Genomic DNA, 17627 nt, shown 5'->3' with positions numbered 1-17627 from the left:
AGCCGAAGATCGTCGCCATCGTCGCGACCATGCGAAAGCTCCTCACCATCCTCAACGCCATCATCCGGGACGGAAAACCATGGCAAAGCGCTTGACTGACAAGACAGTCGCTCTCCCCGCACGTGGCAGGGCTATTGTATATGGAACTCGACGCTACCGCTCTTCCCTTCTCCCCTCGGGAACAAGGTGGCCCGAAGGATCGGATGAGGGGGGTGGCAAAGAGAAACTTTTCTTTCTGCCTTCGGCATCCCCCTCATCCGCCTGCCGGCACCTTCTCCCCGCCGGGGAGAAGGGGAACGAGGCAACGGTTTCCTTCCACATGCGATGGTGACCCCGCCTGTGGGGAGAGGTGGCCGGCAGGCGGGATTGAGGGGCCAACGCCGAGCCCGTCACGCCTTGGTGACGTGATATTCCTTGATGGCGACCATCTTGATCGCCGGGTAGCGCTTCGCCTCGTAGCGCAGCGAGAAGGCGTCCTGCGCCAGGAACACCGGGTCGCCGTCGAGGTCGCGGGCGATATCGCCGCGGCGCTGGGTGACGAACTTGTCGAGCTCCGCGGCGCTGTCGGACGAGATCCAGCGGCAGACTGAGAAGCGCGACATCTCGAAGGAGACCGGCAGGCCGTATTCCGCCGAAAGCCGCTCCTTCAGCACGTCGAGCTGAAGCGCGCCGACGACGCCGACGATGGCGGGCGAGCCGTCCTCCGGCGAGAAGAGCTGCACGACGCCCTCTTCCGCCATCTGCTGGAGCGCCTCCTTCAGCTTCTTGGCCTTCATCGCGTCTTCCAGCCGCACGCGGCGCAGGATTTCGGGGGCGAAGTTCGGCACGCCCTCGAAGACCAGCGCCTCGCCTTCCGTCAGCGTATCGCCGATGCGCAGCGTGCCGTGGTTGGGGATGCCCACCACGTCGCCGGCATAGGCCGTGTCGGCAAGCTGCCGCTGCGAGGCGAAGAAGAACTGCGGGGCCGAGAGGCCGATGGTCTTGCCCGTGCGGGCAAGGCGAACCTTCATGCCGCGCTCCAGCATGCCGGAGCAGACGCGGGCAAAGGCGATGCGGTCGCGGTGGTTGGGGTCCATGTTGGCCTGGATCTTGAAGACGAAGGCCGTCATCCTGTCTTCCGAGGCGTGGACCTTGCGCACGTCCGCCACCTGGTCGCGCGGCGGCGGGGCGAAGGCGCCGAGCGCGTTGATGAGGTCGCGCACGCCGAAATTGCGGAGCGCGGAGCCGAAGAAGACCGGCGTCAGGTGCCCTTCGAGGAAGGCCTCGCGGTCGAACGGGCGGCAGGCCTCGCGGGCAAGCTCCATCTCCTCGATGAAGGCGTCCCGCTCGTTTTCCGGCAGGTGCTTTGCGACCTCGGCCGCATCGTCAATCCGCGTCGGCTGGACCTGCGTGTCCGAGCCGCGGAAGGTGCGGTCGGCGAGGTGATAGGAGCCGCAGAAGGTTTTCGAGCGGCCGACCGGCCAGGTGACCGGGGCGGTGTCGAGCGCGAGCTTTTCCTCCACCTCGTCGAGGATCTCGAACGGATCGCGGCTCTCGCGGTCCATCTTGTTGACGAAGGTGATGATCGGGATGTCGCGCAGGCGGCAGACCTCGAAGAGCTTCAGCGTGCGCGGCTCGATGCCCTTGGCGGCGTCGATGACCATGACGGCCGCGTCCACCGCCGTCAGCGTGCGGTAGGTGTCGTCGGCGAAGTCCTCGTGGCCGGGCGTATCGAGAATGTTGAAGACGTTGCCGTCATATTCGAAGGTCATGACCGAGGTCACGACCGAGATGCCGCGCTCGCGCTCGATCTTCATCCAGTCCGAGCGGGTCTGGATGCGGTCCTTCTTCGCCTTCACCTCGCCGGCGAGCTGGATGGCGCCGCCGAAGAGAAGCAGTTTTTCGGTAAGGGTGGTTTTACCGGCGTCCGGGTGCGCGATGATCGCGAAGGTGCGGCGGCGGGAGACCGCCTCGGCAAGGGTTTCGGCCATTTTCTGCAATATCCTGTGAGTTGCCGGGGTCTTTACAGGCTCCGCCGAAAAAGCGCAATTGACGAGGCGCGCCGCGCGCCGGCTTATGGGCGCATGAACGCGCACGCCCCCTCCCAGCCCACGCTTTCCCTCGTCCGCCTGCCCCATGGCGACGGCATCGAGCTACCCGCCTACGAGACTTCAGGCGCCGCCGGCATGGACCTTCGCGCCGCCGTAGCAGCGGATGCGCCGCTCACTCTGGAGCCCGGAAAACGCGCGCTGGTGCCGACCGGCTTCGTCTTCGAGATCCCGAATGGCTACGAGGGCCAGATCCGGCCGCGCTCCGGCCTTGCCTTCAAGCACGGCATCACCTGCCTCAACACGCCCGGCACCGTCGACAGTGACTATCGCGGCGAGGTGAAGGTGCTGCTCGTCAATCTCGGCGAGGAGGCCTTCGTCATCGAGCGCGGCATGCGCATCGCGCAGATGGTGATCGCCCCCGTGACGCAGGTCGCGGTGCGTGAGGCGACGGAAGCGAGCGAGACCACGCGCGGCGCAGGCGGCTTCGGCTCGACCGGCGTCCGCTGAGGCGATGCCCGGCCGTCGAGGTCTTTCCTTCCGTTCCGGCCCCGTCGCCGACCCAGTCACATGGCGCGCGGTCGCCGGCCTGCTGGAAGACGTCTTCGAAATCGACGTGACCGTGCTCGACCAGTTCGGCGGGCCGGATCCAACCGGCGTTTCTTTCGCCTGGTTCGACGCGGCAGGCACCTGCATCGCCAATATCAGCGCCTTCGACCTGCCGCTCGTCATGGACGGCGCCGTAGTGCATGCGGCGGGCCTGCAATCGGGCGCCGTGCGGCCGTCCCATCGCGGCAGCGGGCTTTATCGCGACGTCATGGAGGCGGCGCTGGCGCATTGCGACGCGGAAGGGTTCGAGGCGGTCGTCCTGCTGACCGATACGCCCGAACTCTACGGGCGCTACGGGTTCGAGCCGCTGGCGCAGCACCGTTTTGCCGGAGCTGCGCCGACCGGCGGACGGGCGCTGCCGGTCCGCCGGCTGGAGGCCGGGCGCAAGGCCGATGCCGCGCTGCTGCGCCGGCTGCTCGACGGCCGCCGGCCGATATCCGATCGTTTCGCCCCGCTCCGGCAGACGGAGATGTTTCTCTTCAATGCCTTGCTGATGCCGGACCTGCGGCTCGACTTGATGGACGAAGACACCGTCATCGCCTGGCAGGCCGGGCAGGATGGCGGCTTCGAGCTGCTGGATATCGTCGGCGGAGAGATCCCCGATCTGGCGGATATTCTGGCCAGCCTTCGCATCGCCCCTGCGCGGGTTCTCGTCCATTTCGCGCCGGACCGCCTGGCGTGGGAGGGCAAGGCCGTCGCCGGGACGGGCGACATGGTCCTCATGCTTCGGACGAAACGCGGCCTCAGGCCCGCGAAGCCCTTCGCGCTGCCGCCGATGGCCGAGTTCTGATCAGGGACGCGCTTGCGTCGCCATGCGCAGGGCGAGGCCGGCGAGCACCGTGCCCATCAGCCAGCGCTGTACGAGCATCCAGCGCGGCCGGGCGGCGAGCAGCGTCGCGATGGAGCCCGCCGACACGGCGACCAGCGCGTTGACGCTGACGCTGATGGCGATCTGGACACCGCCGAGCACGAGCGACTGAAGGAAGACGCCGCCTCTGGCGGGATCGATGAACTGCGGCAGGAGCGACAGGTAGAGCACCGCGATCTTGGGGTTCAGGAGGTTGGTCAGCAAGCCCATCGTGAACAGCCTGCGCAGGCTGTCGCGCGGCAGCGCCCTCACCTCGAAAGCCGAGCGGCCGCCGGGACGCAACGCCTGCCAGGCGAGCCAGCCGAGATAGAGCGCGCCGGCAAGGCGAAGCGCATCATAGGCATAGGGAACGGCCATCAGCAGCGCGGTGATGCCGAGCGCGGCGGAAAGCATGTAGAAGACGAAGCCGAGCGCCACGCCGCCGAGCGAGACGAGACCGGCTGCCGCCCCTTGGCAGATCGAGCGGGAGACGAGATAGACCATGTTCGGCCCGGGCGTCAGCACCATGCCGAGCGCGATGAGGGCGAAGGCGGCGAGGCCGGCCGGATCGGGCATGGCGCTCCATCTCCTGATTTTTCGGTGCCCGCGGCCGCAAGGCCGCTTCGCGCCCGTACCGGAATCGCTCCGGCGGATGCCAAGCACTATCCGGCGTCCGCTCCCGCGGCAAGACGGCGACCCTTACCGGCAACTGCGGGCGGCGGTAGAAGATGCCGGATGCCCGGAGTTTTCATCACCATTGGCGTCCCTCTCGCCGGCTCGCTCCCATCGCCGCTGTCATTCCCGGGTCGCAGCATCACGGCGATCGTCGCGCGCTCGGTTCGGGGTTCGGCCCGACCTTCTTCATGGGGCCCGGCCTTATCCTCGGCGACATGCTCTACCCGACATCGGTCATCCCCGGCCTTGCCTTCATCGCGCGGGCCTTCACCTGACCTCATGCCGTTTGATATCGCCGGCGCGCGCTATCTCGGCCAGATCGCCTGGAAGCGCTGGACGACCGACCTCCTGCCGCAGGGGCCGGCATGGGCATGTCCGGACTGCCGGTGACGCCCGTCAATCAAAGACCGAGCGCCCGTGCCAATGCTGATCGACCCCAACGCCATCGACCCGACGGACTACGGCCTGCTGCTCGCCGCGGCCTTCGTGGTGCTCGAAGGCGTGCTCATCCCCCATATGGCGCTCGCCTCGCACGCGGCTGCTTCTCAGGCAACCGATGCCTTGAAGCGGCTCAACCGCGGCGCGGCGGGTATTCTTGCGGGAACGGCGGCCTGGATCGCGACGCACGCGGTTCGACCGCGCCGGCTTTTGCCGGTTCGCCAGCCGAATATTCCCCTTTGAGGGCTTTTACCGCGAAATCCGGACTCGTCTCCGGCTGCATTCCCTCCTACATTCTCGTTCAACGTGAACCGAGGGAGCCCCCAATGACCGAACCCCGCAAGCCCGGCCGCGGCCGCATCTATGCCTCCATCACCGAGACCGTCGGCGATACGCCCATCGTGCGGCTCGACAAGTTCGCGAAGGAAAAGGGCGTGAAGGCCAATCTTCTCGCCAAGCTGGAATTCTTCAACCCGATCGCCTCCGTCAAGGACCGCATCGGCGTGGCGATGATCGAGGCGCTGGAAGCGCAGGGCCGGATCAAGCCCGGCGAATCGACGCTCGTCGAACCCACCTCCGGCAACACGGGCATTGCGCTCGCCTTCGCGGCGGCGGCCAAGGGGTATCGGCTAATCCTCACCATGCCGGAGACCATGTCGATCGAGCGGCGCAAGATGCTGGCGCTGCTCGGCGCCGAACTGGTGCTGACCGAGGGGCCGAAGGGCATGAAGGGCGCGATCGCCAAGGCGGAGGAACTGGCGGGCACCATTCCCGGCGCCGTGATCCCCCAGCAGTTCGAGAACCCGGCCAACCCGGAAATCCACCGCAAGACGACCGCCGAGGAAATCTGGAACGACACCGAGGGCGCGGTCGACATCCTCGTCTCCGGCATCGGCACCGGCGGCACGATCACCGGCGCGGGGCAGGTGCTGAAGGCGAAGAAGCCCGGCGTGAAGGTGGTCGCCGTGGAGCCGGCCGACAGCCCGGTCCTGTCCGGCGGCAATCCCGGCCCGCACAAGATCCAGGGCATCGGCGCGGGCTTTGCGCCGGCAATCCTCGACACCGCGATCTACGACGAGGTCGTGACCGTGACCAATGACGAAGCCTTCGAAACCGCCCGCCTCGTCGCGCGGCTCGAGGGCGTGCCGGTCGGCATCTCCTCCGGCGCAGCACTGGCCGCCGCCGCCAGGGTCGGCAGCCGTCCGGAAAACGCCGGCAAGATCATCGTCGTCATCATCCCCTCCTTCGCCGAGCGCTACCTTTCCACCGCGCTCTTCGAGGGCCTCGGCGGCTGAACAAGCATCCGTCGCGCAGGCCCGCCTGCGCGACGGGCTCCCGCCAAGGAGACCCGGCACGGCCCATGCTCCACCACCTTTCCCTCGGCGTCCGCGACATCGCGCGCACGGCGGCCTTCTACGACGCAGCCCTCGCGCCGCTCGGCTATGGTCGTGTCTGGTCGGATATCCGGCCGGGCGAGCCGGGCCAGGCCATCGGCTATGGGCCGCCCGGCGGCGGCGACAAGCTCGCCCTCAAGCAGCACGGCGATGCCGCAGCGCCCGGCCCCGGCTTTCACATCGCCTTCGCCGCGCCGAACCGCCAGGCGGTCGACGCCTTCCACAAGGCCGCGCTTGCGGCTGGCGGACGCGATAACGGCCCGCCGGGCCTGCGACACGACTACGGCCCGACCTATTATGCCGCCTTCGTCATCGATCCGGACGGACACCGGCTGGAAGCCGTGTTCAAGGGCTCGACCTGAGGCGGCGCCCCGTCGTCACGACACCGTTTCCAGCGCTGGCCATCCGCAAGCCCCACCGACCGGGGCGGCCGCACGCCTGTCTTTCAAACGCACCCCTTCGTCCCTCGACCACCGGTGCTCAGGCCGCGGCGACCAGCCGGTCGCCGGCGATGCGGTAGGAGATCGCTTCGGCAAGATGGATGCGGCCGACGATGGACGCCTCGTCGAGATCGGCAAGCGTGCGGGCGACCTTGAGGATGCGATGATAGCCGCGGGCGGAGAAGCGCATCTTCTCGGCGGCGTCGCGCAGGAGCTGGAGGCCGCCGGGATCGGGTTCGGCAACCTTCTCGACGAGGGCGGTCGAGGCCCGGGCATTGCTCGTCACGGATGCCATGCCGAGGCGGGCGAAGCGGTCGACCTGCAATGCGCGGGCCCGGGCGACACGGCGGGCGACGGTTTCGCTGGCTTCGGCCGCCATGGGGCGGATGAGGTCCGTCGCCGAGACGGCCGGCACGTCGATGCGGATGTCGATGCGGTCCATCAGCGGGCCGGAGACGCGGGCCTGGTACTCGCTGACGCAGCGCGGACCGCGCGCGCAGGTGTGGCCCGGCTCGCCCGCCATGCCGCAGCGGCAGGGGTTCATCGCGGCCACGAGCTGGAGGGCGGCGGGGTAGCTGACGCGGTGATTGGCGCGGGCGATGATGCATTCGCCGGTCTCGAGCGGCTGGCGCAGCGCATCGAGCGCCTGCGGAGAAAACTCCGGCAGTTCATCGAGGAAGAGCACGCCGTTGTGGGCGAGCGAGACTTCGCCGGGCCTTGCCCGCGATCCGCCGCCGACGAGGGCCGCCATGGTGGCGGAGTGGTGCGGCGTGCGGAAGGGCCGGCGGTCCGACAGGCGCCCGCCGGAAAGCTGGCCGGCGATGGAGTGGATCATCGACACTTCGAGAAGCTCGGCCGGGGAAAGCGGCGGCAGGATGGCGGCGAGGCGCGCGGCGAGCATGGACTTTCCCGATCCGGGCGGGCCGACCATCAGGAGGTTATGGTTGCCGGCCGCCGCCACCTCCAGCGCCCGCTTGGCGCTTTCCTGGCCGCGTATATCGGCAAGGTCCGGCAGGCCGGCGGCGGGGGCACGGATGGCGGGCGTCGGCCGCGACAGGACCTGCGTGCCCTTGAAGTGATTGGCGAGCGCGATGAGGCTGCGCGGGGCGAGAATATCGAGGCCGCTGCCCGCCCAGGCCGCTTCCGCCCCGTTCTCGGCCGGGCAGACGAGGCCCTTGCCGAGCGCGTTCGCACCCATGGCGGCGGGGAGCGCCCCCGCAACCGGCGCAATCGTGCCGTCGAGGTTGAGTTCGCCGATGACGAGGTAATCGTCCAGCGCATCGCCCGGCACGGCACCGAGCGCCATCATCAGGCCGAGCGCGATGGCGAGGTCGTAGTGGCTGCCTTCCTTCGGCAGGTCGGCGGGCGCCAGATTGACCGTCACGCGCTTGGGCGGCAGCGAGAGGCCGGAGGCGTGGAGGGCCGCCTGCACCCGCTCACGACTCTCTGCCACCGCCTTGTCCGCCAGGCCGACGATCTGCATGCCCACCTTGCCGGGCGCGACCATGACCTGGACGTCCACCGGGACGCCCTCGATACCCTGAAACGCAATCGTACCGACCCGTGCCACCATGACCGCCCCACCCGCTCCACGGCATCATGCGTCGCTCATGGCGCACAAGGACACCGAAACACTTTTTCGCCGAAGACGGCCTCTGCCGCCGCCTCTGGGTTGCAGCCGCAAATCTGGCACGGAATGCGGAATGAAACAAGAACAATCAAGGAACTTGCGAGGGAATTTTCCGCGCGACGGTTGCACCCGGTTGCATTCGCGGAACGAAGGCGGGCCGTTCGCGAACGGGCGGCCCGCCAGGCGCCGTCAGCGCTTCTTCTCGATGGCGTCCCACAGGAGAGCGGCGATGTCGGCACCGCCGAATTTCCTGACCTCGCGGATACCGGTCGGGGAGGTCACGTTGATCTCCGTCATGTAATCGCCGATGACGTCGATACCGACGAGGAGGAAGCCGCGCTCGCGCAGCGCCGGGCCGATGCGGGCGCAGATTTCCCTTTCGCGCGCCGTCAGGTCCGTGGCCTCCGCGCGGCCGCCGACATGCATGTTGGAGCGGCTGTCGTGCTCGGCGGGCACGCGGTTGATCGCGCCCACCGGCTCACCATCGACGAGGAGGATGCGCTTGTCGCCCTTGCGCACGTCCGGCAGGTACTGCTGGGCGATGAAGGGCTCGCGGAACATCTGGCCGAACATTTCGAGCAGGGACGAGAGGTTGCGGTCGTCCTTCGTGGAATGGAAGACGCCCGCCCCGCCATTGCCGTAGAGCGGCTTGAGGATCATGTCGCCCATCTCGTCGCGGAAGCGGCGGATCTCGGCGGGATCGCGGGTGATGAGGGTGGCCGGCATCAGGTCGGCGAATTCGGTGACGAAGATCTTTTCCGGCGAGTTGCGCACCCATGCCGGATCGTTGACGACGAGCGTCTTCGGATGGATGCGCTCGAGCAGGTGCGTCGAGGTGATGTAGGCCATGTCGAAGGGCGGGTCCTGGCGCAGCAGCACCACGTCCATGGTGGACAGATCGACACGCTCGGGCGCGCCGAGCGTGTAGTGATCGCCCTTGACGTCGCGCAGCTCCATCGGCTCGACGGTGGCGTAGACCTTGCCGTCGCGCAGGCTCAGGCGGTCCGGCGTGTAGTGGAAGAGCCGGTAGCCGCGGCTCTGCGCCTCGAAACTCATGGCGAAGGTGGAATCGCCCGCGATGTTGATGGTCGACACATGGTCCATCTGGACCGCGACGTTCTTGATCTCAGCCATGAAAAATCCCCTGGGAGTGCCCGACACATTTAGGATGCGGCGGGCACGAAGGCAACGGGCCGGAGAAAGACGGGCGCGCGGCCGTCAGGGCTGCGGGCCGAGGAAGCGGAAGGGCTCGGCCGGCACGAGGGCCGCCGTCGCATCGCCGGAATAGGTATGATCCTGGTCCTTGCCGAGATCGAGCTTCATCGTCTTTCCCGTTTCGGGCGAGAAATCGATCTTCTTCAGGTCCAGCCAGAAGGTGTTGGGCGTCAGCGCGGATTCGAAGAAGTAGAGGCCGCGCTTGTGGTCGGCCACCGTGCGCCAGCGGGTCGAGGAGATGTTCGGCTCGTCCGGCGTGGTGATGCCGAAGGGAACGGAGACGTTGCGGATGACGCTGAAGACGCTGGCGAGCGCCCGGTTCGGGTCCTCTGCCTTCGGAATGGCGTTCACATAGAAGGAGGCGCGGGCGAAGCGGTCGGAGGCGCGGTTCGTGCCCGGCAGCATGACCGTCCCGCCGATCTGCTTCCAATAGGCGTTGAGGGCCAGCTGCTGGTCGAAGACCGGCGAATTCGTCATCACCTGATAGGATCGGTCGTGGTGGATGACCTGCCTGCCGCCGATATATTCGACGATGGCGCTGTCGCCGGAGGCATCCGAAAGGGAAAGGTGCAGGGTCGTCAGCCGGGTTTCGCCGGGCACGCTGTCCGTCACGATGGTGAAGGGCTCCTCCTCCAGCGCGCGCACCGCCTCGTCGACGGTCTCGTAGCTGTCGAGCACGTACTGCGCCCAGGCGGCGATTGTCAGGCCCGGTTTCTTCCGGTCGAATTGCGGATAGTCCGATTCCACCAGCCAGAGCACATTGGCCACGAGGCCGCGCTCGTTCATGCCGTCGGTGGTCGACACATCGTAGCCGGTGGCGATGACGCTGCCGTATTTCGAGGTCCACTTGAAAGAGTTCTCGCCGGCCTCGCCGTTGCGCTCCATGCCGCGCGGAAAGGCCCACAGATTGGTCGCCACGTCCAGCTTCCAGTCCATGGAGCGCGCGGTGACGATGTTGCCGTCCGCACCGTGATAGACGAGGCGGGTGCAGGCCTGCGCAACCGGCGCCAGCGCCATGCAGCCCGCCGCGAGCGCGAGGAGGACCGCTCCTGCTTTCTGTACTGTCTTGCGTGGCATGGTGCTCTCCTCCTTTTCCTTCCCGCAGCCTTGGAAACGCACGGACAGGCCGCTGACCGGCCCGTGCTGCCCGACATTCCTGCAGAAAGTGTTGCGGGTAAAGTCGTCGTCCTCGCGGTCCGGCGAGAGCATGCGGTCGCTGGCCCGGAAGATGGCCGGCAGCCTGCCGAGATAGGCCCGGGCGTCGACGCTGAGCTTGGAGCCGGCATCGAAGCCGCCGACATCGGCTTCGGCATCGGGAATCCAGCGGTCGTTCAGGCCGGCATTCATGCGCAGGCCGGCGACGGACCGGTCCAGTCGGCGCGCTTCGTCGTGCGCAAGACGCCGGCATCGAGCATCGCCTTGAGGCGGGTCCAGCGGACACTGAGGGCACCGAAGACGACCGGCAGGAGGATCGCCGTGAGAAAGAGCCGTCGCAACGCCATTCTTCACCTCTCACAGTTGCATCTGCACGCTACAACATGGCGGGAAATTCGCAACAAGCAAGTTTCAGCGGGGCTTTCCGGCAAATCGTCCCGCTTCGATACCACCCTGGATTTCAGGCGATGGCGGTGCGGTCTTGCGCGTTCTGACCGGCGCGTTGAAGGCCCGCAGGCTGCTCGCCCGGGTAGAAGGCGGCGATGCCGGAAGCGAAAGCTGGTGCCTTGGGAAGCGGGCGTGACGGAGCGCGCCGGCTGTGCAGCATTGCCACCCCGAGCGGCTTCCTCGCTCTCGCCATTACAGCCAACCGCAAGCCGGAAGCAGCGAGCGTAAGACCTGCACGCGAAAGCAGCGCGGACACTGGATGCACCAAGGGGCGCCGATGGCGGGCGCGCTGCGCTTCCGGTTTCGCGACATCCGATCAGAACGCATCCGCAAGATGCTTCGGAAGCCGCCAGGGCAGGACCGCGACGATATCATACCGCAAGGAAAGGCGATGGGCGTCCGGCTGACGGGAGAGCCAGATCCCGCTGGCCGCGCGGATGCGCCGCTGCGCCGTTCCGGTGACGGCGAAGACGGCGCTGTCGACATCGCGGCGGGCCTTCACCTCGACGCAGATGACGAGATCGCCGCGCCGGGCGATGATGTCGATCTCGCCCAGTTTCGTGCGATAGCGGATGGCGCGGATGCGGTAGCCCTTGGCAAGGAGGTAGAGCGCGGCGAGATATTCGGAGACATGGCCCCGGCGGAAGGCTTTCAGCCGGTTGGCATCCGCCGGCCTATTCTTCATCGGCATCCTTCAGGGCGAGGAGGCGCTGGTAGAGGTCCTTGCGCGGCAGGCCCGTCTGGCGCGCCGCCTCGGTCGCCGCCTTGCCGGTCGACATGTCCTTCGCGAGCATCGTCAGCAGCCGGTCGACGTCCTCCGCCTCGGGCGCGGCCGCCGCGCCGGGCGGGCCGATGACGAAGACGATCTCGCCCTTCACCGTCGCCCCGTCGCCGTAATGGGCCGCGAGCTCGCTGAGCGTGCCGCGGCGGAATTCCTCGAAGGTCTTCGTCAGTTCCCGGCAGACGCAGGCCGCGCGTCCCCCGCCCAGCACGTCGGCGGCGGCGGTGACCGTCGCGGCGATACGGTGCGGCGATTCAAAGAAGAGAAGCGTCGCCGGGACGCCGGCAAGTTCCGCGAGACGGTCGCGGCGGGCCTTGTCCTTCGACGGCAGGAAGCCGGCGAAGAGGAAGGCATCGTTCGGCAGGCCCGAGCCGACGAGCGCGGCGAGCGGCGCCGAGGCGCCGGGGATGGGCACGACGCGGTGGCCGGCGGCGATGGCGAGCAAGGCCAGGCGATAGCCGGGATCGGAAACGAGCGGCGTGCCGGCATCGGAGACGAGGGCGACCGATTTTCCGGCTTCGAGGGCGGCAATGAGGCGCGGACCGGCCTCGTCCGCATTGTGCTCGTGATAGGCATAGGGCCGGTTCACGATGCCGTAGCGGTCGAGCAGCACGCGGGTGACGCGGGTGTCCTCGCAGGCGAGCACGTCGGCGCCGGCCAGCGTTTCGAGAGCCCGCAGCGTGATGTCGGAGAGGTTGCCGATGGGCGTTGCGACGAGATAGAGCGCCGGCTCCAGCGGGCGGGCGGGGATCACGGCATTGTGGAGGCGGAAGCTTTTCGCGCCGTCCCCTGCCCTGCCTGCCGCAGTCTCGTCCCGCATCGTCAGTCCCTTTTCAGCCACGCATGCCCGCGCTTTTCTCCCCTTATGGGCGAGCGCGGATGCCCCCGCAAGGTCCGGCGGTTGACTATCGCGCATCCCGTACCGTTAGCACTTGCAATCCTGCTGGAACTTCTGCCATTTTGCCCCTCCACATCTTCCGGCATCCGCCGGACCTTCAAGGCAATGCCGCGCCGGGCTCCGGCGTGCTAGCGGTCGAAAGCGGTACAGTTCATGCGCATTACTCTCGAGCGGTCCAACCTTCTGAAGTCGCTGAACCACGTCCATCGCGTGGTCGAACGGCGCAACACGATCCCGATCCTCTCGAACGTGCTCCTGCGCGCCGACGGCGCCAGCCTCGACATGAAGGCGACCGACCTCGACCTCGAGATCACCGAGGCGACGCCCGCGCAGGTCGAGCAGGCCGGCGCGACGACCGTTCCGGCCCATCTGCTCTACGACATCGTGCGCAAGCTGCCCGACGGTTCGGAAGTGCTGCTGGCCACCAGCGCCGACGGCGCATCGATGACGGTCGCCTCGGGCCGCTCGAAATTCTCGCTGCAATGCCTGCCGCAGTCCGACTTCCCGGACCTCACCGCCGGCAGCTTCTCGCACACGTTCCGCCTCAAGGCGACCGACCTCAAGATGCTGATCGATCGCACCCAGTTCGCGATCTCGACGGAAGAGACCCGCTACTACCTCAACGGCATCTTCATCCACACGATCGAGAGCAAGGACGAACTGAAGCTGCGCGCCGTCGCCACCGACGGCCATCGCCTCGCACGCGCCGACGTGGATGCCCCTTCGGGCTCCGAGGGCATGCCGGGCATCATCATCCCGCGCAAGACGGTCGGCGAACTCCAGAAGCTGGTCGACAATCCGGAGCTCACCGTCACCGTCGAAGTCTCGGATGCCAAGATCCGCTTCACCATCGGCTCGATCGTGCTGACCTCCAAGCTGATCGACGGCACGTTCCCGGATTACCAGCGCGTGATCCCGACCAACAACGACAAGGAACTGAAGATCGACTGCCAGTCCTTCGCGCAGGCCGTCGACCGCGTTTCCACCATTTCCTCCGAGCGCGGCCGCGCCGTGAAGCTGGCGCTGACCGACGGCCAGCTCACGCTGACGGTCAACAACCCGGATTCGGGCAGCGCGACGGAAGAGCTGGCGGTCGGCTACGACAACGACCCGCTCGAAATCGGCTTCAACGCGAAATACCTGCTCGACATCACCGCGCAGCTTTCCGGCTCGGAAGCCGTCTTCATGCTGGCCGATCCCGGTTCGCCGACGCTGGTGCGCGACCTTGCGGGCGACGACGCCCTTTACGTCCTGATGCCGATGCGCGTGTAGGCGTCGTTCCACGGCGCCGGGAGACGCTCAGGAGCCCGCCGGCCGCCGGCGGGTTTTGTCTATGCGGTTTCGCCGCCTGCCCGTCGTTTTCGTCAGGCAGCGGCGCAATCAGACTTGTTTTTGACGCAAACCGCGTCACATATTCGCCAAGGTCGAAACAAGCGGACGGGACGATGCCCGCTGCCGGCCTCAGGCGACCACAAAGGGGGACGGCATGACGTTGCGCGTGAAGGTGAAGGAACGGCTCGGCAAGAAATTCGATGACGAGATCCGCTTCTTCAAGGGCTGGGTGAGCAACACCAAGGCGGTCGGCGCCATCATCCCGACATCCTCCGTCACCGCGCGGCGCATGGCGAGCATCGTCGATCCCGCCTCCGGCCTTCCCGTCCTAGAGCTCGGCCCGGGCACCGGCGTCATCACCAAGGCGATCCTCAAGGCCGGCATCGCACCCGAGAAACTGACGTCGGTGGAATTCTCGACGGACTTCTTCAATCATCTCGTCGAGCGCTTCGAGGGCGTCAACTTCATCAACGGCGACGCCTTCGACCTCGACAGGACGCTCGGCGACCTGCGCGATGCGACCTTCGACAGCGTCATCTCCGCCGTGCCGCTGCTCAACTTCCCCATGCACCGGCGCGTCGCGCTGATCGAGGACCTTCTTTCGCGCGTGCCCGTCGGTCGACCGGTGGTGCAGATCTCCTACGGTCCCCTTTCGCCCGTCGTCGCCATGCCGGACCGCTACCAGATCAGCCATCTCGACTTCGTCGTGCGCAACATTCCGCCGGCGCAGCTCTGGACCTACCGCCGCACGCACTGAGCGGCGGCGGTGTTCGCGCTTTACATCACCCACCCCGAGGTCGCCATCGATCCCGCCGTGCCGGTGCCCGACTGGGACCTTTCCGGGCGCGGGCGGAAGCGTGCCGCGCTTGCGGCCGCCGCGCCGTGGGCGGGGCGGATCGGCCGCATCGTCGCGAGCACCGAGCGCAAGGCGATCGAGGCGGCGGAGATCCTCGCCGCCGGACGCCTTCCCGTCGAGACCGACCATGCCATGGGCGAGAACGACCGCTCGGCCACCGGCTTCCTGCCGCCCGACGCCTTCGAGGCGGCAGCGAACGAATTCTTCGCTCATCCGCAGGACAGCTTTTACGGCTGGGAACGGGCGGTGGATGCGCAGGCACGCATCGTCGCGGCCGTCGAGCGGGTGCTCGCGACCCATGACCCGGCCGTTCCCATCGCCTTCGTCGGCCATGGCGGCGTCGGCACGCTGCTGAAGTGCCACCTTGCGGGCACGCCCATCCGCCGCGACGGCGACCAGCCGACGGGCGGCGGCAATCTTTTCGCTTTCTGTCTTGCGGACCGAAGCGTCACATGCGACTGGACGGCAATGGAATCCTGGAAGGAGCTGTGACCATGCCCGCGCGCGACCGCCTGATCGTTGGCCTCGATGTCCCGACCATCGCGGAGGCGGAAAAGGTGGTCCGGACGCTTGGCAGCACCGCCCTCTTCTACAAGATCGGCTATCAGCTCGTCTTTGCCGGCGGCCTGGAATTCGCCCGCGACCTTGCCAGGGACGGCAAGAAGGTCTTTCTCGACATGAAGCTGCTCGACATCGACAACACGGTGGCCAAGGGCGTCGAGAACATCGTCAAGATGGGCATGTCGATGCTGACGCTGCATGCCTATCCGAAGGCGATGGCCGCCGCCGTCTCGGCCGCGAAGGGCTCGGACCTCTGCCTCCTCGGCGTCACGGTGCTGACCTCCATGGACGCCAAGGACGTCATCGATGCCGGCTATGAATACGATCCGCACACGCTGGTGCTGCGCCGCGCCGAACAGGCGCGCATCGCCGGCATGGGGGGCGTGGTCTGCTCGGCGGAGGAGGCGAACGCCGTGCGCAAGATCGTCGGTGCCGACATGGCGATCGTCACGCCCGGCATCCGCCCCGCCGGCGCCGAGCCCGGCGACCAGAAGCGCGTGATGACACCGGCCGATGCGCTGAGGGCCGGCTCCAGTCACCTCGTCGTCGCCCGCCCCATCGTCAAGGCCGCCGATCCGCTCGCCGCCGCAAAGGCGATCCTCGCCGAGATGGACGGCGCGCTGGCGGCGTGAAATAACAACCGTTGCGGGACACCCCCTCATCCGACCCTTCGGAGGAAGGGAAACGGATGCCGGCGATCTTGCCCTTCTCTCCACAGGCGGGAAGGTGCCGGCAGGCGGATGAGGGTGAGAATCCCGACGGCAACGCTGGAAAAAATGGGAGACAGAGATGCCCAAGGGTTACTGGATTGCACAGGTCGATGTGCGCGATCCCGAGCGCTACAAGGACTATGTGGCCGCCGCCAGGCCCGCCTTCGAAAAATACGGCGCGAACTTCATCGCCCGCGGCGGCGCCTTCGCGCAGCTGGAAGGCCGCGTGCGCGCCCGCAACGTGATCATCGAGTTCCCCTCGTTGCAGGCCGCCGTCGACTGTTACAACTCGCCGGAATACCAGGTCGCCGCCGCCATCCGCCAGGAAGTGGCGGACGCGGAAATGGTGGTCGTCGAGGGTCTTTGACCGGCAAGGCCGCGGCCCTTGCAAAACCGGCATGAGAGACGCTTCGCCGCGCTTCACCTTGCCGGTCGTTTCGGCTATGTAGGCCTCACCCACCTATCCTATCCTTCAGGAGCAGCCTCATGACCTTGTCCAACCTTCCGCCGCTCGTCACCGTCTTCGGCGGCTCGGGCTTCGTCGGGCGTCATGTGGTGCGCGCGCTGGCGCGGCGCGGCTACCGCATCCGCGTCGCCGTGCGGCGTCCCGACCTTGCCGGCTTCCTGCAGCCGATCGGCGGCGTCGGCCAGATCTCCTTCGTCCAGGCGAACCTGCGCTACCGCCAGTCCGTCGACCGCGCGGTCGAAGGCTCCGACCATGTCATCAACTGCGTCGGCGTGCTCTTCGAGGCCGGCCGCAACACCTTCGACGCGGTCCAGGATTTCGGCGCGCGCGCGGTGGCGGAAGCCGCCCGTGCGGTCGGCGCGAAGCTGACCCACATCTCGGCCATCGGCGCGGACGAGAATGCCGCCTCGACCTATGCCCGCACCAAGGGGCGGGGCGAAGCCGCCGTGCTGCGGACACTTCCGGATGCCGTCATCCTGCGGCCGTCCATCGTCTTCGGCCCGGAAGACGGCTTCTTCAACAAGTTCGCCACCATGGCCCGCTATGCGCCGGCCCTGCCGCTGATCGGCGGCGGCCATACGAAGCTGCAGCCGGTCTATGTCGCCGACGTCGCCGAAGCCGTCGCGCGCTGCGTGGACGGCACGGTCGAGCGCGGCCGGATCTATGAGCTCGGCGGGCCGGAGGTGTTGACCTTCCGCCAGTGTCTTGAGACGATGCTGCGCATCGTCGACCGCAAGAACCCGCTCGTCTCGCTGCCCTTCGCCATCGCCTCGCTGATCGGCTCCGTCGCCTCGCTCATCCCCTTCGTCAAGCCGCCGCTGACGGCCGACCAGGTGACGCTGCTGCGCTCGGACAACGTGGTTTCCGAGGCCGCCCGCAAGGAAGGCCGCACGCTCGAAGGCCTCGGTATCGAGCCGATCCTCGCCGAGGCGATCCTGCCGAGCTATCTCGTGCGCTACCGCCCGCAGGGCCAGTTCACGAAGATCGACCGCGCGGCCTGACCGCCTTTTCCGGATAGGGAACCGGCCGCCGCGGGAGGCTTTCCGCGGCGGCCGGTTCGTTTTTCCAGAGGCGCTTCGGGCCCGCTGTTGCACTTATGCAGCGGTTAAAAAAAGCATTGCGGCATTTACGCGCGATTCAGCATGT

18 protein-coding genes and 1 pseudogene are annotated in these 17627 nt (G+C 67.5%); 11 read left to right on the top strand and 8 right to left on the bottom strand.

The genetic code is table 11. The annotated features are described in order from the left end of the window. Positions 1-389 precede the first annotated feature (389 nt). Positions 390-1970, bottom strand: a complete 1581-nt coding sequence (locus tag L0976_RS09430) for a peptide chain release factor 3 (RefSeq protein WP_234187055.1) — start codon at positions 1968-1970, stop codon at positions 390-392. A gap of 93 nt (positions 1971-2063) precedes the next feature. Between L0976_RS09430 and dut the strand changes: the two genes are divergently transcribed. Beyond that, positions 2064-2537: a dUTP diphosphatase gene (gene dut, locus L0976_RS09425; RefSeq protein ID WP_234187054.1), complete on the top strand. Its 474-nt coding sequence runs from the start codon at positions 2064-2066 to the stop codon at positions 2535-2537. Between the two features lie 4 nt (positions 2538-2541). Further along, positions 2542-3426 (top strand): GNAT family N-acetyltransferase, encoded by an 885-nt coding sequence (locus L0976_RS09420; RefSeq protein ID WP_234187053.1) that lies wholly within the window; start codon positions 2542-2544, stop codon positions 3424-3426. Here L0976_RS09420 and L0976_RS09415 read toward each other — a convergent pair whose 3' ends face one another. Continuing rightward, the gene (locus L0976_RS09415; RefSeq protein ID WP_234187052.1) at positions 3427-4059 is read right to left on the bottom strand and encodes a LysE family translocator; all 633 of its coding nucleotides are present in this window, start codon (positions 4057-4059) and stop codon (positions 3427-3429) included. Between the two features lie 152 nt (positions 4060-4211). On the opposite strand from L0976_RS09415, the pseudogene L0976_RS09410 reads away from it, so the two are divergent. The 3 genes and pseudogenes from L0976_RS09410 to L0976_RS09400 all read left to right on the top strand — a co-directional run bounded on the left by L0976_RS09410 (position 4212) and on the right by L0976_RS09400 (position 6352). Beyond that, positions 4212-4839: pseudogene (locus L0976_RS09410) on the top strand (LysE family translocator). A gap of 83 nt (positions 4840-4922) precedes the next feature. Beyond that, positions 4923-5891, top strand: a complete 969-nt coding sequence (cysK, locus tag L0976_RS09405; RefSeq protein ID WP_234187051.1) for a cysteine synthase A — start codon at positions 4923-4925, stop codon at positions 5889-5891. A gap of 65 nt (positions 5892-5956) precedes the next feature. Next, the gene (locus L0976_RS09400; protein WP_234187050.1) at positions 5957-6352 is read left to right on the top strand and encodes a VOC family protein; all 396 of its coding nucleotides are present in this window, start codon (positions 5957-5959) and stop codon (positions 6350-6352) included. Positions 6353-6470: 118 nt separating this feature from the next. On the opposite strand, the gene L0976_RS09395 is transcribed toward L0976_RS09400, so the two are convergent. From L0976_RS09395 to rsmI, 6 genes are all read right to left on the bottom strand, one after another. Further along, positions 6471-8003 carry a YifB family Mg chelatase-like AAA ATPase gene (locus tag L0976_RS09395; RefSeq protein ID WP_234187049.1) on the bottom strand — a complete coding sequence of 511 codons (1533 nt, stop codon included), beginning with the start codon at positions 8001-8003 and terminating at the stop codon, positions 6471-6473. Positions 8004-8249: 246 nt separating this feature from the next. After that, complete coding sequence (gene gshB / locus L0976_RS09390) at positions 8250-9194, bottom strand: glutathione synthase (protein ID WP_203317280.1); 945 nt, start codon at positions 9192-9194, stop codon at positions 8250-8252. Positions 9195-9278: 84 nt separating this feature from the next. Further along, positions 9279-10352 (bottom strand): linear amide C-N hydrolase, encoded by a 1074-nt coding sequence (locus L0976_RS09385; protein ID WP_370643619.1) that lies wholly within the window; start codon positions 10350-10352, stop codon positions 9279-9281. Positions 10353-10618: 266 nt separating this feature from the next. Next, a complete protein-coding gene (locus L0976_RS09380; protein ID WP_234187048.1) occupies positions 10619-10777 on the bottom strand; it encodes a hypothetical protein in 159 nt (52 codons plus the stop codon). A gap of 416 nt (positions 10778-11193) precedes the next feature. After that, complete coding sequence (locus tag L0976_RS09375; protein ID WP_234187047.1) at positions 11194-11562, bottom strand: YraN family protein; 369 nt, start codon at positions 11560-11562, stop codon at positions 11194-11196. After that, positions 11552-12478 (bottom strand): 16S rRNA (cytidine(1402)-2'-O)-methyltransferase, encoded by a 927-nt coding sequence (gene rsmI / locus L0976_RS09370; protein WP_234187046.1) that lies wholly within the window; start codon positions 12476-12478, stop codon positions 11552-11554. The genes L0976_RS09375 and rsmI overlap by 11 nt, the downstream gene beginning before the upstream one ends. Positions 12479-12709: 231 nt before the next feature. Between rsmI and dnaN the strand changes: the two genes are divergently transcribed. The 6 genes from dnaN to L0976_RS09340 all read left to right on the top strand — a co-directional run bounded on the left by dnaN (position 12710) and on the right by L0976_RS09340 (position 17482). Continuing rightward, positions 12710-13828, top strand: a complete 1119-nt coding sequence (gene dnaN / locus L0976_RS09365) for a DNA polymerase III subunit beta (protein WP_203317276.1) — start codon at positions 12710-12712, stop codon at positions 13826-13828. A 214-nt stretch (positions 13829-14042) separates the two neighbouring features. Then, complete coding sequence (gene pmtA, locus L0976_RS09360; RefSeq protein WP_203317275.1) at positions 14043-14645, top strand: phospholipid N-methyltransferase PmtA; 603 nt, start codon at positions 14043-14045, stop codon at positions 14643-14645. Positions 14646-14654: 9 nt separating this feature from the next. Further along, positions 14655-15236, top strand: a complete 582-nt coding sequence (locus L0976_RS09355) for a histidine phosphatase family protein (RefSeq protein ID WP_234187045.1) — start codon at positions 14655-14657, stop codon at positions 15234-15236. A gap of 2 nt (positions 15237-15238) precedes the next feature. After that, positions 15239-15937 carry an orotidine-5'-phosphate decarboxylase gene (pyrF, locus tag L0976_RS09350; protein ID WP_203317273.1) on the top strand — a complete coding sequence of 233 codons (699 nt, stop codon included), beginning with the start codon at positions 15239-15241 and terminating at the stop codon, positions 15935-15937. A 157-nt stretch (positions 15938-16094) separates the two neighbouring features. Beyond that, a complete protein-coding gene (locus L0976_RS09345; RefSeq protein WP_234187044.1) occupies positions 16095-16382 on the top strand; it encodes a DUF1330 domain-containing protein in 288 nt (95 codons plus the stop codon). Between the two features lie 119 nt (positions 16383-16501). Further along, positions 16502-17482 (top strand): complex I NDUFA9 subunit family protein, encoded by a 981-nt coding sequence (locus L0976_RS09340; RefSeq protein WP_203317271.1) that lies wholly within the window; start codon positions 16502-16504, stop codon positions 17480-17482. Positions 17483-17627: the final 145 nt, after the last annotated feature.

Source organism: Shinella sp. NM-101, from assembly GCF_021401195.1.
GTDB lineage: Bacteria > Pseudomonadota > Alphaproteobacteria > Rhizobiales > Rhizobiaceae > Shinella.
The sequence above is the reverse complement of the archived record's forward strand: the minus strand, read 5'-3'. Positions and strand labels throughout refer to the sequence as shown.

Excerpts from the sequence above, each read along its gene's own strand:
- pmtA (WP_203317275.1), top strand. The coding sequence starts at position 14,043 with ATGACGTTGCGCGTGAAGGTGAAGGAACGGCTCGGCAAGAAATTCGAT.
- L0976_RS09345 (WP_234187044.1), top strand. The coding sequence starts at position 16,095 with ATGCCCAAGGGTTACTGGATTGCACAGGTCGATGTGCGCGATCCCGAG.
- L0976_RS09430 (WP_234187055.1), bottom strand. The coding sequence starts at position 1,970 with ATGGCCGAAACCCTTGCCGAGGCGGTCTCCCGCCGCCGCACCTTCGCG.
- L0976_RS09385 (WP_370643619.1), bottom strand. The coding sequence starts at position 10,352 with ATGCCACGCAAGACAGTACAGAAAGCAGGAGCGGTCCTCCTCGCGCTC.
- L0976_RS09375 (WP_234187047.1), bottom strand. The coding sequence starts at position 11,562 with ATGAAGAATAGGCCGGCGGATGCCAACCGGCTGAAAGCCTTCCGCCGG.
- dnaN (WP_203317276.1), top strand. The coding sequence starts at position 12,710 with ATGCGCATTACTCTCGAGCGGTCCAACCTTCTGAAGTCGCTGAACCAC.
- L0976_RS09420 (WP_234187053.1), top strand. The coding sequence starts at position 2,542 with ATGCCCGGCCGTCGAGGTCTTTCCTTCCGTTCCGGCCCCGTCGCCGAC.
- cysK (WP_234187051.1), top strand. The coding sequence starts at position 4,923 with ATGACCGAACCCCGCAAGCCCGGCCGCGGCCGCATCTATGCCTCCATC.
- L0976_RS09415 (WP_234187052.1), bottom strand. The coding sequence starts at position 4,059 with ATGCCCGATCCGGCCGGCCTCGCCGCCTTCGCCCTCATCGCGCTCGGC.
- L0976_RS09395 (WP_234187049.1), bottom strand. The coding sequence starts at position 8,003 with ATGGTGGCACGGGTCGGTACGATTGCGTTTCAGGGTATCGAGGGCGTC.
- rsmI (WP_234187046.1), bottom strand. The coding sequence starts at position 12,478 with ATGCGGGACGAGACTGCGGCAGGCAGGGCAGGGGACGGCGCGAAAAGC.
- pyrF (WP_203317273.1), top strand. The coding sequence starts at position 15,239 with ATGCCCGCGCGCGACCGCCTGATCGTTGGCCTCGATGTCCCGACCATC.
- L0976_RS09340 (WP_203317271.1), top strand. The coding sequence starts at position 16,502 with ATGACCTTGTCCAACCTTCCGCCGCTCGTCACCGTCTTCGGCGGCTCG.
- L0976_RS09380 (WP_234187048.1), bottom strand. The coding sequence starts at position 10,777 with ATGGCGTTGCGACGGCTCTTTCTCACGGCGATCCTCCTGCCGGTCGTC.
- dut (WP_234187054.1), top strand. The coding sequence starts at position 2,064 with ATGAACGCGCACGCCCCCTCCCAGCCCACGCTTTCCCTCGTCCGCCTG.
- gshB (WP_203317280.1), bottom strand. The coding sequence starts at position 9,194 with ATGGCTGAGATCAAGAACGTCGCGGTCCAGATGGACCATGTGTCGACC.
- L0976_RS09400 (WP_234187050.1), top strand. The coding sequence starts at position 5,957 with ATGCTCCACCACCTTTCCCTCGGCGTCCGCGACATCGCGCGCACGGCG.